The sequence below is a fragment of the Dorea sp. AM58-8 genome, assembly GCF_003464045.1.
Lineage (GTDB): Bacteria > Bacillota > Clostridia > Lachnospirales > Lachnospiraceae > Claveliimonas > Claveliimonas ammoniilytica.
In genome coordinates this window covers 61,601-76,474 of the sequence record NZ_QSDM01000006.1, presented here as the reverse complement: position 1 = coordinate 76,474, position 14,874 = coordinate 61,601, and the positions used below count along the sequence as shown (strand labels likewise).

15 protein-coding genes and 1 pseudogene are annotated in these 14,874 nt (G+C 43.2%); all 16 read left to right on the top strand.

Features of this window, described 5'->3' with window-relative positions; all coding sequences use genetic code 11:
* Window positions 1–57 precede the first annotated feature (57 nt).
* The 16 genes and pseudogenes from DXA18_RS06550 to DXA18_RS06480 all read left to right on the top strand — a co-directional run bounded on the left by DXA18_RS06550 (window position 58) and on the right by DXA18_RS06480 (window position 14,872).
* Window positions 58–942, top strand: a complete 885-nt coding sequence (locus DXA18_RS06550) for a LysR family transcriptional regulator (protein WP_118383218.1) — start codon at window positions 58–60, stop codon at window positions 940–942.
* A 135-nt stretch (window positions 943–1,077) separates the two neighbouring features.
* Window positions 1,078–1,389: a hypothetical protein gene (locus DXA18_RS06545; RefSeq protein ID WP_118383217.1), complete on the top strand. Its 312-nt coding sequence runs from the start codon at window positions 1,078–1,080 to the stop codon at window positions 1,387–1,389.
* Between the two features lie 15 nt (window positions 1,390–1,404).
* Window positions 1,405–2,453: pseudogene (locus tag DXA18_RS06540) on the top strand (V0D/AC39 family V-type ATPase subunit).
* On the top strand, window positions 2,450–4,390 hold the full coding sequence (locus DXA18_RS06535; protein ID WP_118383216.1) for a V-type ATP synthase subunit I: 1,941 nt from the start codon (window positions 2,450–2,452) through the stop codon (window positions 4,388–4,390). The pseudogene DXA18_RS06540 and the gene DXA18_RS06535 overlap by 4 nt, the downstream one beginning before the upstream one ends.
* 32 nt (window positions 4,391–4,422) lie before the next feature.
* Window positions 4,423–4,857, top strand: coding sequence for an ATP synthase subunit C (locus DXA18_RS06530; RefSeq protein ID WP_118383215.1), 435 nt, complete (start codon window positions 4,423–4,425; stop codon window positions 4,855–4,857).
* Between the two features lies 1 nt (window position 4,858).
* Window positions 4,859–5,167, top strand: coding sequence for a V-type ATP synthase subunit F (locus tag DXA18_RS06525; protein WP_118383214.1), 309 nt, complete (start codon window positions 4,859–4,861; stop codon window positions 5,165–5,167).
* Between the two features lie 17 nt (window positions 5,168–5,184).
* Complete coding sequence (locus DXA18_RS06520; protein ID WP_118383213.1) at window positions 5,185–5,772, top strand: V-type ATP synthase subunit E; 588 nt, start codon at window positions 5,185–5,187, stop codon at window positions 5,770–5,772.
* Complete coding sequence (locus DXA18_RS06515) at window positions 5,765–7,540, top strand: V-type ATP synthase subunit A (protein ID WP_243007055.1); 1,776 nt, start codon at window positions 5,765–5,767, stop codon at window positions 7,538–7,540. Before DXA18_RS06520 ends, DXA18_RS06515 begins: the two co-directional genes overlap by 8 nt.
* A gap of 15 nt (window positions 7,541–7,555) precedes the next feature.
* On the top strand, window positions 7,556–8,953 hold the full coding sequence (locus tag DXA18_RS06510; protein WP_118383211.1) for a V-type ATP synthase subunit B: 1,398 nt from the start codon (window positions 7,556–7,558) through the stop codon (window positions 8,951–8,953).
* Window positions 8,954–9,071: 118 nt separating this feature from the next.
* Complete coding sequence (locus DXA18_RS06505; RefSeq protein ID WP_118383210.1) at window positions 9,072–9,689, top strand: V-type ATP synthase subunit D; 618 nt, start codon at window positions 9,072–9,074, stop codon at window positions 9,687–9,689.
* A 272-nt stretch (window positions 9,690–9,961) separates the two neighbouring features.
* Window positions 9,962–10,420: a type II toxin-antitoxin system RelE/ParE family toxin gene (locus DXA18_RS16720; RefSeq protein WP_330424442.1), complete on the top strand. Its 459-nt coding sequence runs from the start codon at window positions 9,962–9,964 to the stop codon at window positions 10,418–10,420.
* Complete coding sequence (locus tag DXA18_RS17600) at window positions 10,387–10,476, top strand: hypothetical protein (RefSeq protein WP_442873205.1); 90 nt, start codon at window positions 10,387–10,389, stop codon at window positions 10,474–10,476. Before DXA18_RS16720 ends, DXA18_RS17600 begins: the two co-directional genes overlap by 34 nt.
* Window positions 10,467–11,339, top strand: coding sequence for an ImmA/IrrE family metallo-endopeptidase (locus DXA18_RS06495; RefSeq protein ID WP_330424441.1), 873 nt, complete (start codon window positions 10,467–10,469; stop codon window positions 11,337–11,339). Before DXA18_RS17600 ends, DXA18_RS06495 begins: the two co-directional genes overlap by 10 nt.
* Before the next feature lie 222 nt (window positions 11,340–11,561).
* Entirely contained in the window at window positions 11,562–12,569 is a 1,008-nt protein-coding gene (locus DXA18_RS06490) for an ABC transporter ATP-binding protein (RefSeq protein WP_118383209.1), read from the top strand.
* Complete coding sequence (locus DXA18_RS06485; protein ID WP_118383208.1) at window positions 12,553–13,419, top strand: ABC transporter permease; 867 nt, start codon at window positions 12,553–12,555, stop codon at window positions 13,417–13,419. The genes DXA18_RS06490 and DXA18_RS06485 overlap by 17 nt, the downstream gene beginning before the upstream one ends.
* 10 nt (window positions 13,420–13,429) lie before the next feature.
* Window positions 13,430–14,872, top strand: coding sequence for a Gldg family protein (locus tag DXA18_RS06480; RefSeq protein WP_118383207.1), 1,443 nt, complete (start codon window positions 13,430–13,432; stop codon window positions 14,870–14,872).
* Window positions 14,873–14,874 lie beyond the last annotated feature (2 nt).

The following is a 14,874-nucleotide window of genomic DNA, read 5'->3' as shown; positions in this document are numbered from 1 at the left end:
TACTTTTAAAGAAATACTAAAAATATATATATTATATGTGAGGAATATAAAATTTATATGGATATTAATTTTGAGTACTATAAGATATTTTACTATGTAGCGAAGTATAAGAATATTACGAAAGCAGCAGGTGTACTGAAAAGCAATCAGCCCAATGTAACGAGAGTAATTAAGCTTCTGGAATCACAGCTTAACTGCACATTATTTATCCGTGAACCGAGAGGTCTGAAGCTTACAGAAGAAGGAAAACGTCTGTATGAACATGTAGAGGTGGCGTGTCAGCATTTGTTTAATGCAGAGGCGGAACTCAGCAGTCTGGGCGAAGAGCTGGGAGGGACGATCGAGATAGGAGTGACAGAGACAGCACTTCACTTGTATCTGATGGATAAGATCTGTGAATTTAAGAAGAGCTATCCGGAGATTAAGATTAAGATCCGTAACAATACGACACCGGAGGTGATTGATGATCTGAATGGCGGTAAGACTGATATTGCGTTTATTACCAATCCATTTTCTGTATCCGAGAAATTAACCAGCAGGAAGATGACGGAATTTCATGAGATCCTGGTAGGTGGCAGCACTTATGCAGAACTTGCAGAGAGCAGGAAGACACTCAAGGAGTTATGTAGTTATCCTCTGATCGGACTGGGTAATGGAACAGCAACTTATGAATTATACAAGGCAGTTTTTTCAGAGGCGAAGATCGATTATGAACTGGATATGGAAGTAGCGACGGCCAATCTGATGCTGCCGTTGATACAAAATGACCTAGGGATAGGGTTCGTGCCAGAAGTACTGGCAGAGCCATTATTAGAAAAAAAAGAGCTGGTGCAGATTGATGTGGATATGAAGATGCCGCCCCGGGATATCCAGATGGTATGGGATAAAGGTGTGGGAAAAAGCTGGGCTGCGGAGCTATTTATCAAGTATTTGGAAAAGTAGGTTTTGTACTATTTTTCATAGAATTAATGATAGTCTTTTGTTGAAAATGACGATTGCATTGAAAAATAAAAGAGCGCATAATATCCAATTAGATAAAAGACTTATCCGATAATGTAAAAAGAATGGAGGTGCCATATGGATTCTGTATTTCAAAAGCTGGAAGATATAGAAATGACAGCAGAAGCGATCGTGGAGCACGCAGAAGAAGAAAAAGCTGTGATTGAGAAGCGGTTGCAGGAAGAACGGGACCAGTTCGATGCGAAACTGGCAGAAGATACGAAGCAGAAGCTGGATCAGATCAAACAAGAATCTGAGAAGAAGATGGAGCAGATCCTGAAAGAAGAGAAGGAACGACATCATTCCGTTATCGATAATCTGGAAAATGATTATAATCAGAATCGCAAGGCTTATGTAAAAGAGATTCTGGAGCGTATCATAGAGGTATAACACAGAGGTGAGACTATGGGAAATGTGATGGCATACAGTGGTCTGGTTACAAAAGTACGGGCTATGCAGGCAAAACTTCTGACAGATCAGGATTTTGAGAACATTGCCGCACTTCACAGCGTTCCGGAAGCAGTGGAATATCTGAAAGGAAAACCCGCGTATGCGGATGCACTGAACCGGATGGATGATACACTGTATCACAGGGGTAATGTGGAAAAAGTGCTGGCACAGTCATTGTACGCAGATTATACAAGATTGTATCGATTTGCGGGTATGAAACAGAAGCAGTTTATGAGAGGATTCTGGAAACGGTATGAAATAGATTTGATTAATTATTGTTTCCGGATCGTATTCAATCATTATGATGTACCGTTTGATTTGAATTACAAGAAAGAGTATTTTGACAGGTATTCGCAGATTTCCATCGATAAGCTGGTAACATCCGGCAATATTGAGGAACTGGTGGAGAACCTGAAAGGTACCGAATACTATGAGCCGCTGGTGAAATTGAAGGATACCAGCGAAGCGACATTGTATGACTACGAAACTGTACTGGAACAGTATTATTTTAAAAATGCGTGGACCAGACAGCGTAAGGTCCTGGATAAAAAGGAAAAGGAGATCTACACCAGAGACTGTGGGATGAAGATTGATCTGCTGAATCTGAACTGGATCTACCGTGCGAAGAAGTATTATCATATGCTTCCACCGGACATTTATCTGATGACCATACCAATCCATTATCGGATTAAGATAGATGAATTTAAGGCGCTGGTTGAAGCGCCGACTGTAGATCAGTTTATGCAACTTCTGGCAAATACATATTATGAGAATCGCTTCCATGCGATGCAGAGATCCGAGGTATAGAGCAGTTCTATAAGGCATGTATCCATGGCATGTATCTGTCAGACCGCAGAAGGAATCCATATTCGCTGGCAACAGTGAATACCTATCTGTTCCTGAAGGAAGAGGAGATCAACAGACTGACTACAGCCCTTGAGTGTATCCGCTACGGCCTGACACCGAGGGAGACTTTGGGGTACATAGGAGGTGCTAAGAAATGATAGTAAAGATGAAATTCCTGCAGATCAGCGGTCCGCAATCGGATATCGACAGAATGTGCAATAAGTATCTGTCCAGACATGAAATGCAGCTGGAGAGTGCTATCGCTGAACTGAAGACGACGGACAATCTGCAGCCCTTCATCGAAGTGAATCCGTATCGTGATCCGTTAGGAAAAGCGGAGCAGTTCTGTGCATTACTTGGTAATACGCAGGCTTCACCGGATACATCTCTGAGCAGAGATGAGATGATGGGACTCTTACGTGATATTAATCACGATTACGTGGATTTTCAGGAGAAAAGGGAACGATTAAAGAAAAAAGCAGGTGAACTGAAAGAAACTGCAAATGCACTGGAACCATTCCGATCATTAGAAATTGATTTGGGACATGTGTCCACTTATCAGTTTCTAAAGATACGTTTTGGCAGAATTGGGTTGGACTACTACGGAAGACTTGAGAAGTACTTATTTGAAGATCTGGATGCAGTATTTCTGGAAGGATCAAGAAATGACAGTTATGTCTATGGCGGATACATTACAGCCAACAAAGACAAAGCGAAAGTGGATGCACTTTTTAATTCACTGCATTTTGAACGAATCCATCTAACCAATGAATATAAAGAAGGTACTCCAGAAGAGATCTGGATGACAGTACAGAAGGAGATTGAAAAGACAGACCAGGAGATTGCTGAGGTTGATGAAAAGGAAGCAAGCCTGATGAGCAGTAGTGCATCCAAACTTCTGGGAGCAAAACAGAGACTGACAGAGCTGGCAGAATACTTTGACATTCGTAAAAAGGCAGCGATCATCGAGGATGAAGAAAACAAAGACGGTCATTATGTGATCTGTGGATGGATGAGCGAAGCGGATATAGAGCAGTTCCTGAAAGAGATTAATGACGATGACAGGGTTATGGCAGTGGTTGAGGAGAATAAAGAAAAGTTCTTTGGAGAGCCACCGACCAAGCTCAAGAATCCGAAATTCTTCAAACCGTTTCAGATGTTCATTGAGATGTATGGGCTTCCGGCGGCTAATGAGATGGATCCGACCATGTTTGTGGCACTCACATACACACTGATATTCGGAGCCATGTTCGGAGATCTCGGACAGGGGGCATTGCTCTTTATCGTGGGCGGCATCCTGTACCTGAAGAAGAAAATGAATCTGGCAGGCATTATTTCCGTTGCCGGAGTATTCTCAATGTTCTTTGGAGTTATGTATGGAAGTGTATTTGGATTCGAAAATGTGATACCGGCTGTGTGGTTGAAGCCGGTAGACGCGATGACCAACTTACCGTTTATCGGTCAGCTGAATACCGTATTTATTGTAGCAATTGCATTTGGTATGGGACTCAACTTACTGGTAATGCTGTTCCAGATTATCAATGCAGCAAAAGCGCATGATCTGGAAGATATGTTGTTCTCTCATAATGGTATTGCGGGACTGGTATTTTATGCATTTATCGTAATGACGATCGTGCTTTATATGACAGGTCACAAGACACCAGGTAATATATTAATGGTAATTTTCCTGGGGATTCCAATATTGCTGTTCCTGTTCAAAGAACCTCTTGGTAATATTGTCGAGAAGAGACATAAGAAAATGGAAGTCGGCAAAGGGATGTTTCTGGTACAGGGATTTTTTGAATTATTCGAGACGATGCTTAGTTACTTTTCCAATACGCTGTCCTATGTGCGTATCGGAGCATTTGCAGTCAGTCATGCAGCAATCATGCAGGTAGTACTGATGCTTTCAGGCGCTGAGAATGGAAGCCCGAACTGGATCGGAATTGTAATCGGTAATGCAATCGTAATGTTACTGGAAGGTTTGGTTGTAGGTATTCAGGTACTGAGGCTTGAATACTATGAGATGTTCAGCCGGTTCTATAAGGGAAGCGGACGAGAATTCAAACCATTTAACCAAATAAACACAAAATAATCATATGACTTAAGACAAGGAGGACTATTACAATGACATTAGCAGTAAAATTATTACTTATCGCAGCTTTGGTGCTTGGCATCATCATCCCATTCGGAACATTTCTTCTGGGAGAGAAATCAAAAAAACGTTATAAACGTACGATCGGAGCAAATGCATTCTTCTTCTTCGGAGCATTTGTCGTAGCTGGAATCATGCTGTTCTCAGGAATGCCTGCACAGGCAGCAGAGGCAGCTGGTACAGCAGCAAGCAGCGCAACAGGATTTGGATACCTTGCAGCAGCACTTTCAACCGGTTTATCTTGTGTCGGCGGTGGTATCGCAGTAGCAAGTGCAGCAAGCGCAGCACTGGGAGCAATCAGTGAAGACTCCAGCGCACTTGGTAAATCTCTTATTTTCGTAGGTCTGGCGGAAGGTGTGTGTCTGTATGGACTGATCATCTCCTTCATGATCCTTGGTAAATTGTAAGATGAGGATGTATCTGATCAGTGATAATGTGGATACTCTGACAGGAATGCGGTTAGCGGGCGTAGATGGCGTGGTTGTCCATGAAAAAGAAGAACTACGTAACGCGATTGAGACTGCTATGGAAGATCCGGATGTAGGCATTGTACTTTTGACAGAGCGTTTCGGACGAGAATTTCCGGAGCTGATTGATGAGATTAAGCTGAAGAGAACGATGCCGCTTCTGATCGAGATTCCTGACAGACACGGAACCGGACGTAAAAAAGACTTTATCACATCCTATGTAAATGAGGCGATTGGACTGAAATTATAGAGAAGAAGGTGAGAAGCTTGACGATAGACGAGAGAGTAGCGCATTTGCAGGAAGCTGCTATGGAAGAAGCAAGAGCAAAGGCGAACGCGATTGTAAAACAGCATGAACAGACTCTGACGAATGTATTGAATCAGCACAAAGGCGAGGCCAACCGTCAGTCAGATGTGCGGATCAAGGCAGAAACAGTCAGTGCCAGACAGCAGCAGAATATGGCTGTATCTAAGGCACAGTTGGAATTGAAGCGTGAGTATGGCAAACGTCAGAAAGAACTGAAGCAGGAACTGTTTCAGGAAGTGCTGAAAGAATTACAGGAGTTCATGAAGACGGATGAGTATAAAGAACTTCTGGTAGCATATATCGAGAAAGCGGCACGATTCACAAATGGGGAAGATCTCAAGATCTATATTAACCCGTCAGACGCAGACAAAAAGGAATGGCTGGAGGAACGCACAGGAATGACGCTTACAGTCAGCAAAGAGAATTTTGTCGGTGGTGTGAGAGCGGTGGTAAAAGGCCGGAATGTGCTGATTGACCATGCGTACAAAGGAGCATTGGAAGAAGAATTCCAGGATTTTATGTTTAGAGGAGGTACGGGCATTGGATAAGAAAAGGACAGGAGTTATCTACGGCGTCAATGGTCCTGTAATCTACCTGCAAGGAAAAAGTGATTTTAAGATGTCTGAAATGGTATATGTAGGTGAACAGCGTCTGGTAGGTGAGGTTATTGCACTGGACAAAGAACGTACGACCATTCAGGTATATGAGGAAACTTCAGGACTTCGTCCGGGAGAGATCGTAGAAGCATCCGGAGCACCGGTGTCAGTAACGCTGGCACCTGGTATCCTGGATAATATTTTTGACGGAATTGAGAGACCGCTGGAACGTATCGCTGATAAGGGTGGTGCATTTATTACCAGAGGTGTATCGGTTGATTCCCTGGATAGAGAAAAGAAATGGAAGACTCATCTGACGGTAAAAAAGGGTGATGTAGTACACGGCGGATCTGTAATTGCAGAAGTGCCGGAGACCCGCGCAATTGTACACAAATGTATGGTGCCGCCGGAGGTTGAAGTAGCAAAAGTAGTAGACGTCGTTCCAGATGGAGATTACACCATTGATGAAGTGCTGGTAAAGATCCAGCGTTCTAATGGGGATATTCAGGAACTGACTATGACACAGAAATGGCCGATCCGAGTAGCAAGACCGGTGCATCAGAGATATCCGGCAAGCGTACCGCTGGTAACCGGACAGCGTATTCTGGATACGATGTTCCCAATCGCAAAGGGCGGAACGGCAGCAATCCCAGGGGGATTCGGAACCGGTAAAACCATGACGCAGCATCAGATCGCAAAGTGGTCCGATGCGGATATCATCATTTATATCGGATGCGGTGAGCGTGGTAATGAGATGACACAGGTATTGGAAGAGTTTGGTGAACTTGTCGATCCGAAATCCGGTAATCCGCTGATGGATCGTACGACACTGATCGCGAATACATCTAACATGCCGGTAGCTGCCAGAGAGGCATCAATTTATACAGGTCTTACACTGGCTGAGTATTACCGTGATATGGGTTATGACGTAGCGATCATGGCAGATTCTACATCGCGTTGGGCAGAAGCATTAAGAGAGTTATCCGGACGTCTGGAAGAGATGCCGGCTGAGGAAGGTTTCCCGGCATATCTGGCATCTCGTCTGTCAGCATTCTACGAGAGAGCCGGAATGATGCAGACACTGGGCGGTGCTACAGGCTCTGTATCTATTATCGGTGCGGTATCCCCACAGGGTGGTGATTTCTCTGAGCCTGTTACACAGAATACCAAACGATTTGTCCGCTGCTTCTGGGGACTGGACAAGTCTCTGGCATATGCGAGACATTTCCCGGCAATTCACTGGCTGACCAGTTACAGTGAATATCTGACAGACCTTAGCGGATGGTATACGGATAATGTATCGCCAAAATTTGTGGACTATAGAAACAGATTAATGTCTTTGCTTGGGCAGGAGAACAGTCTGATGGAGATTGTTAAACTGATCGGTGCGGATGTACTTCCGGATGATCAGAAGCTGATCCTGGAGATTGCAAAGGTAATCCGTCTGGGATTCCTGCAGCAGAATGCCTTCCATAAAGACGATACCTGTGTGTCACTGGAAAAGCAGTTTAAGATGATGGATGTTATCCTGTATCTTTATAAGACCAGCCGTAAGCTGGTGGCAATGGGACATCCGATGTCAGTACTGAAAGCAGAAGGCATCTTTGAGAAAGTTATCGCTATCAAGTACGATGTACCAAACGATAATCTTCAGCTTTTGGATACCTATAAGACGAAGATTGATGAATTCTACAATAACGTATTAGCAAAGAACGCATAGAAAGGAGAGAGGATAATGGCAATCGAATATCTTGGCTTAAGTAATATCAACGGACCTCTCGTAGTTCTGGAAGGACTTCAGGACGCATTCTATGATGAGATCGTAGAGTTCGTTGTAGATGGTAATAAAAAGAAAATGGGACGTATTATTGAACTGTATGAAGGCAGAGCTGTCATCCAGGTATTTGAAGGAACCGAGAATATGTCCCTGGTAAATACACATACCAAATTATCCGGACACCCGATGGAAGTGGCAGTGTCACCGGATATGCTGGGAAGAACATTTAACGGAGTCGGAGTACCGATTGATGGACTGGGGCCACTGCTTTCTACGGATAAGAGAGATGTCAATGGCCTGCCGCTGAATCCGGTGCGCCGTGAATATCCGCGTAACTATATCCGTACAGGTATATCTGCAATTGATGGTCTGACCACTCTGATCCGTGGACAGAAGCTGCCAATCTTTTCCGGCAATGGACTTCCGCATGATCAGCTGGCGGCACAGATTGTAAAGCAGGCATCACTGGGAGATGATTCCGATGAAGAATTCGCGATCGTATTTGCTGCGATGGGCGTAAAACATGACGTAGCCGATTTCTTCCGTAAGACATTTGAGGAAAGCGGCGTATCCGATCACGTGTGTATGTTCCTGAATCTGGCAAATGACCCGGTTGTAGAGCGTTTGATCACGCCGAAGGTTGCACTGACCGTTGCAGAGTATCTGGCATTTGAATGCAACAAACACATTCTGGTTATCCTGACAGATATGACATCATTTGCAGAGGCACTCCGTGAGGTATCTTCCTCAAAGGGAGAGATTCCTTCAAGAAAAGGATATCCGGGATATCTGTACAGTGAACTGGCAACACTTTATGAGCGTGCCGGAATCGTAGAGGGCACCAAAGGATCGGTAACACAGCTTCCAATCCTGACCATGCCGAACGATGATATCACACATCCGATCCCTGACCTGACAGGATACATCACTGAAGGTCAGATCGTACTGGATCGTAACCTTTACGGACAGGGTGTATACCCTCCAATCAGTGTACTTCCGTCACTGTCTCGTCTGATGAAGGACGGTATCGGTGAAGGATACACCAGAGAAGATCATCAGGGACTTGCCAACCAGCTATTCTCTGCATACGCAAAAGTAGGTGAGGCAAGAAACCTGGCATCCGTAATCGGCGAAGACGAATTGTCCCCACTGGATAAGAAATATCTGGAGTTCGGTAAAGAATTCGAGAAACGTTACGTAGGACAGGGACCGACAGAGAACCGTACGATTCAGGAAACACTTGACCTCGGCTGGGAACTTCTCGGAATGCTTCCGAAAGAAGAACTCGACCGAATCGACACCAAGATCATAGAAAAATACTATCCACGTGAAAAATCCCCGGATGCACAGGCATAAGACGGAGATGCGGAGCATCTACAGGATGATGCCTGTATAGCCGGGTTTGACGTGAATGAGCGAACGGAGTTCGTGAGTTCACGCGGATTTTTCACTATAAAGGAAAGGAGTCGATGATATGGATCCACGAGAGTTTCCCACCAAAGGAAATCTGATGCTGGCGAAGAATTCTCTGGCTCTTGCCCGTCAGGGGTATGACCTGATGGATAAGAAGCGTAACGTGCTTCTGAAAGAACTGATGGCTCTGATCGATGAGGCAAAGGAGATTCAGGAGCAGATCGACAGCACATTTACCAAGGCATATGCGTGCCTGCAGCGTGCCAACATTGAACACGGTATCAGCAAGGTGCAGCAGCTCGCATTTACCGTGCCGATAGAGGAATCCATTCGTATCCAGACGAGAAGCATCATGGGTACTGAGATTCCGCATGTGAAATATGATGAAAAAGAGAATAACCTTACGTACTCATTCAGTACGACCAGCGAGTCGATCGATATTGCCAGAGAGGCATTTCGTGAAGTGAAAGACCTGACGATTAAGTTGTCCATGGTTGAGAACTCTGCGTATCGTCTGGCATCAAATATTAAAAAGACGCAGAAGCGTGCCAACGCATTGAAGAATATAACGATTCCGATGTATACGAATCTGGTTCATAATATTAATAATGCACTGGAAGAAAAAGAGCGTGAGGAATTCACCAGACTGAAAGTCATCAAGAATATGAAAAGAGCGTAATTATTCAGAACCTATTAGCATGAGAAAAAATGGAGAGAACTTTGCCGAAAGGCAGGTTCTCTTTTTATGTTGTGACGAGTTAAAACGTGAGGTTATGAAAATGTTGACATATAATTCGTTTGGATGTAGTATATATGTAATCTGAATAAAAAATGTTGCAATACAAATGAAACGTATTTTGCCAGTTGAGTTGATTGAGATTATTGACATATATAGTTGAACAGAATATAATAGATTTACCTCAAAGGTAAATTCGCAAAAGAGGTGACAGATTGGAAATAACATATAAGTCTCGCAGGATTGAAAAGGTGTGTACACTAGCAAGTGAGGCAGAAAAGAAATACGGTTTAGAAATGGCTGAAAAAATCCATCAGCGTATAGACGAAATAGCTGCATCTGATACTGTTGAGGAAATGGTTAAATTCCATATCGGAAGATGCCATCCATTAAAAGGCAATCGAAAAGGCCAATACGCAATGGATTTAGTTCATCCTTACAGACTGGTTTTTGAAAGAAAAGGGAATGAAATTCTAATTGCAAACGTAATGGAAATTGTAAACTATCATTATACTTTCATTCTACTAGGAGGTGGTATTACGATGGTGAAAAGTCGCAGTTTTATTGCAACACCGCCGGGAGCAACTATTAAAGAACAGTTGATTGACAGAGGCTTAGCCAGAAAGAGTTTGCATTACGTATGGGTATGTCCGAAAAACATATTAGTAAATTAATCAATGGTGATGTTCAGTTGACTCCGGAAGTCGCAGTTCGTTTAGAATGGTACTAGGCGTTCCTGCTAAGTTTTGGAATAAATTAGAAGCTACTTATCGCGAAAAACTCATAAAAGCAAATGCAGAGAACGAAATGGATTCTGATAAAGAGCTTGTGAAAAAACTACCTTATCGTGAAATGTCAAAGAATGGTTGGGTACCGGAAACCAGAGAGGCAACCGAAAAGGTAATTTATCTTAGAAAATATTTTGAAGTTGTAAATCTTGAGATTATCAAGGATATGAAATTATCAAAAATTGCATGTCGCAGATTGGCTGAAACAGAAAAGGGTAATCTCGCTCTATTAGCATGGGCACAGAAAGCAAAACTGGAAGCTCGTGCCATTGAAACGTCATTGATTGATTTAAAAACTCTTAAGGAGAAACTACCGGAAATTCGAAGCATGACAGCAATGAACCCTGCTGATTTTTGTCCTAAACTGATTGAGATGTTATCTGGTTGTGGTATTGCACTTGTTTTCCTTCCTCATATCGGAGGTTCTTTCCTGCATGGAGCAACTTTCTGTGATGGAAATAAAATAGTTGTTGGATTAACAGTACGTGGCAAAGATGCAGATAAATTCTGGTTTAGTTTATTTCATGAACTCGGTCATATTTTGCTTGGACATATCAATCAATCTGATGGTACAACAGATGAAGACGAAGAAGCTGCTGACAACTTCGCAAAAGAGACATTAATTCCTACTGTAGAATTTAATGCATTTACGTCTCTGAATGATTTTTCAAAAGCATCCATTTGCTCTTTTGCTCAGAAACAAAATATCCTGTGTGGAATTGTTGTCGGACGTCTGCAAAAGGAAGGTTTCATAAATTATAATCGTTGCAATGACTTAAAGACTAAATATGTATTATCAGCATAAACAGCAAGATAACTTGTGAAAGCAGGCATCTATGTATTAGCATGGATGCCTGCTTTTGATATTTCAGATGATTATTTTTTGGCAATTAGTTTGAGATTAGCATGAATGCGGGTAATGTTACCTTCACAAACTGAACACACAAAAAACACATTTTTTACAATGAATCGTCATACTTTCTTTTTACAATGATACTTTAAGAGTATTGAAGAGGAGGAAGATATTGTGATTGAAGTGCAGAATCTGGTGAAAATGTATGGCGATCATACAGCAGTGGACCATCTGAGCTTTCGTATTGAGAAGGGGCATATTTATGGTCTTCTTGGACCGAATGGTGCGGGAAAGTCTACAACCATGAACATCATGACAGGATATCTTGGGGCGACCGAGGGGAAGGTGTTAATCCAGGGGCATGATATTCTGAAAGAGCCTGAGCTTGCAAAGAAGAGTATTGGCTATCTGCCGGAACAGCCGCCGGTATATATGGATATGACAGTTCGGGAGTATCTGCAGTTTGCAGCCGAACTGAAGAAGATCCCTAAAAAAGAACGTGAAAAACAGATGAATGACGTGATTCGGATGACGGGTATCCGTGAAGTGGAGAATCGACTGATCCAGAACCTGTCCAAAGGATACAGACAGAGAGTTGGGCTTGCACAGGCAATCCTTGGATTCCCGGAGGTGATCATTCTGGATGAGCCGACGGTTGGTCTGGATCCGAAGCAGATCATTGAGATTCGAGAGCTGATCCGTAAGCTGTCTAAGAAGCATACGATTATATTGAGTTCGCATATTCTGGCAGAGATCCGTGAAGTGTGCGATTACATTATGATCATTTCCAGAGGTAAGCTGGTGGCAAGTGATACCCCGGAGAATCTGGAGAACAGACTTAAGAGCAGCAGACATATTGAACTGCAGGCAAAAGCACCTGTGACGAGAGTACAGGAGATTCTGAAGGAAGTATCCGGAATTAAGAAAGTGGATTACCGAAAGGATAACAATCTAATGACAACAGCTCAGATTGAGACAAGGAATGCGAAGGATATCAGAGAAGAGATATTTACCGCATTTGCGAGAAATAATCAGCCGTTAACGACACTCAGTCTGTCACAGACTACACTGGAAGAAGTATTCCTGGAGCTTACCCAGGGCAAATATACAGCGTCTCTGGCAGAACAGGAGATTCGGGATGATGGGAAAGAGGAGGTGACAGGTGATGGCAGCGATTTATAGGCGTGAATTAAAAGGATATTTTAATACCATGATCGGTTATGTGATCATTGTATTTTTACTTGCATTTTCAGGTATATATTTTATGGCATATAATCTGAATTACGGATATCCGTACTTTTCCTATGTGCTTTCCGGCGGTATCTTCATGCTGCTGATCGCAGCACCGTTACTGACCATGAGAAGCTTTGCGGAAGAGCGTAAGAATCGGACAGATCAATTGCTTCTGACAGCGCCGGTCAGCCTGTTCCAGATCGTAATGGGAAAATACCTTGCAATGATTACCATTTTAGGAATCCCATGTGCGGTATATCTGTTATTTCCTTTAATGATCAAGATGCAGGGAACGGCCTATATATTATCGGATTACTTATCTACTCTGGTATATTTTCTGCTGGGCTGTGTATATATTGCAATCGGAATGTTCGTGTCATCGTTGACAGAGAGCCAGATTATTGCGGCAATCGGTACCTTTGGTATACTAATGGTTATTCAATTGTGGAGTGGAATCATAGGATTCCTGCCTTCGTCAGCTATGGCTAATGTATTTGGAATAGCATTTTTACTGTCGTTGTTAGTCTGGGCTGTCTGGCGCATGACCCAGAACTGGGTGATATGTCTGATCTTGGAGATTGTGAATCTCGGAGTAAATGGAATTGTATACGCAGTAAAGTCAGAAGTTTACGAAAACCTGCTTTCAACCATTTGTGGCAAGCTGAACCTGATTGATACATTTAACAGCATTGCCTCCAATAACCTGTTAGATGTCAGTGGAATCATTCTGTATCTGAGTCTGATCGTATTTTTTGTATTTCTTACGATGGAAATGATACAGAAGAGACGATGGAGTTAGGAGGTGCGGCATGAATCGTTTGAAAGAGCAGTTTAAGAAAAGTGCATCAGTCAACGGCAGCTACAGTGTAGGTGCGATCGTGCTGGTGCTGTGTGTTGTGGTGCTGGTGAATATGTTGGCGTCCAGACTTCCGGAAAGAGTGCGGAAGGTTGATGTCAGTGACAATAAGATCTATGAGATTACAGATACCAGTAAGAAATTATTGAAAAAGCTGGACCAGAAGGTAACCGTGACCGTTTATGCAGAGAAGAGCAGTACCGATGAACGGATACGTACATTTTTAAATAAGTATCAGGCACTGTCTAAGGACGTGACCGTAAAATGGGTAGATCCGGTGCTTCATCCGGCAGAGCTTACGAAGAATAATGTGTCAGAGAATTCGATCGTAGTGTCTTGCAAAGACACCGGAAAAAGTGACACAATCACATTTGACGAGATTCTGGTTACAGATGAGTATGCATATTACACGACAGGAAGCGCGGATGCAACACAGTTTGACGGCGAGGGACAGCTTACCAGTGCGATCAACTATGTAACGAATGACAGTCAGAATAAGGTGTATTACACAACCGGACATGGCGAGAGTTCATTTTCCACATCCGTACAGGATCAGCTGGATAAAAATAATGTTTCTTCCGAAGAATTGAATCTGCTGATGACAAGTGCGGTTCCGGATGATTGTGATCTTCTGATCATGAATGGTATTTCCGCAGATCTGACAACAGAAGAAAAGGACCAGATTGAAAGTTACATGAAGTCCGGCGGTGATGTGATGGTGCTGCTTGGTAATATAGAAGGTGATGTACCTAATCTGGATGCATTGCTGAAAGAATATGGCATGCAGAGGGTGAATGGTTACATTGCAGATATGGAACGGTGTTATCAGGGCAACTACTATTATATATTCCCGGATATTAGTGGGGACTCAGATCTGATGAACGGTATGAGTACACAGATGGTAATGATGGTAAATGCGCAGGGCATGGAACTTACAGATCCGGAACGTGATACGATTACGACTACATCATTTATGACCACATCATCGAATGGATATGCGGTGACGGAGGACAGCCAGGAGAAGGGCACTTATGTACTCGGTGCAATTGCAGAGGAGACAATTGAAGGCGAGGATGTCACAGATAAGAATGAGGAGGATTCCGATACCGAAACAGAGACCGTGAAGAGTCGGTTTACGGTGATTACTTCTGAGAGTATGCTGGACAGTCAGATTACCTATTCTTTCTCAACATTAGAGAATCTGACCTTGTTTGCCAATGCGGTGACAGCAAACTTCGATGGCGTACAGAATGTGGCTATTGAGCCGAAGAGCCTTTCTATTACTTATAATACGATGCAGCACACAGGATTAATCGGATTTGCATGTATTATCGGTATTCCGATTATCGTATTGATCTACGGATTCCGGCAATGGCTGAAACGTCGAAAAGCTTAGCA

Coding starts and splice junctions, on each gene's coding strand:
- DXA18_RS06535 (WP_118383216.1), top strand. CDS start 2,450: ATGATAGTAAAGATGAAATTCCTGCAGATCAGCGGTCCGCAATCGGAT.
- DXA18_RS06485 (WP_118383208.1), top strand. CDS start 12,553: ATGGCAGCGATTTATAGGCGTGAATTAAAAGGATATTTTAATACCATG.
- DXA18_RS06525 (WP_118383214.1), top strand. CDS start 4,859: ATGAGGATGTATCTGATCAGTGATAATGTGGATACTCTGACAGGAATG.
- DXA18_RS17600 (WP_442873205.1), top strand. CDS start 10,387: ATGGGTATGTCCGAAAAACATATTAGTAAATTAATCAATGGTGATGTT.
- DXA18_RS06495 (WP_330424441.1), top strand. CDS start 10,467: ATGGTACTAGGCGTTCCTGCTAAGTTTTGGAATAAATTAGAAGCTACT.
- DXA18_RS06505 (WP_118383210.1), top strand. CDS start 9,072: ATGGATCCACGAGAGTTTCCCACCAAAGGAAATCTGATGCTGGCGAAG.
- DXA18_RS06530 (WP_118383215.1), top strand. CDS start 4,423: ATGACATTAGCAGTAAAATTATTACTTATCGCAGCTTTGGTGCTTGGC.
- DXA18_RS06550 (WP_118383218.1), top strand. CDS start 58: ATGGATATTAATTTTGAGTACTATAAGATATTTTACTATGTAGCGAAG.
- DXA18_RS06480 (WP_118383207.1), top strand. CDS start 13,430: ATGAATCGTTTGAAAGAGCAGTTTAAGAAAAGTGCATCAGTCAACGGC.
- DXA18_RS06510 (WP_118383211.1), top strand. CDS start 7,556: ATGGCAATCGAATATCTTGGCTTAAGTAATATCAACGGACCTCTCGTA.
- DXA18_RS06545 (WP_118383217.1), top strand. CDS start 1,078: ATGGATTCTGTATTTCAAAAGCTGGAAGATATAGAAATGACAGCAGAA.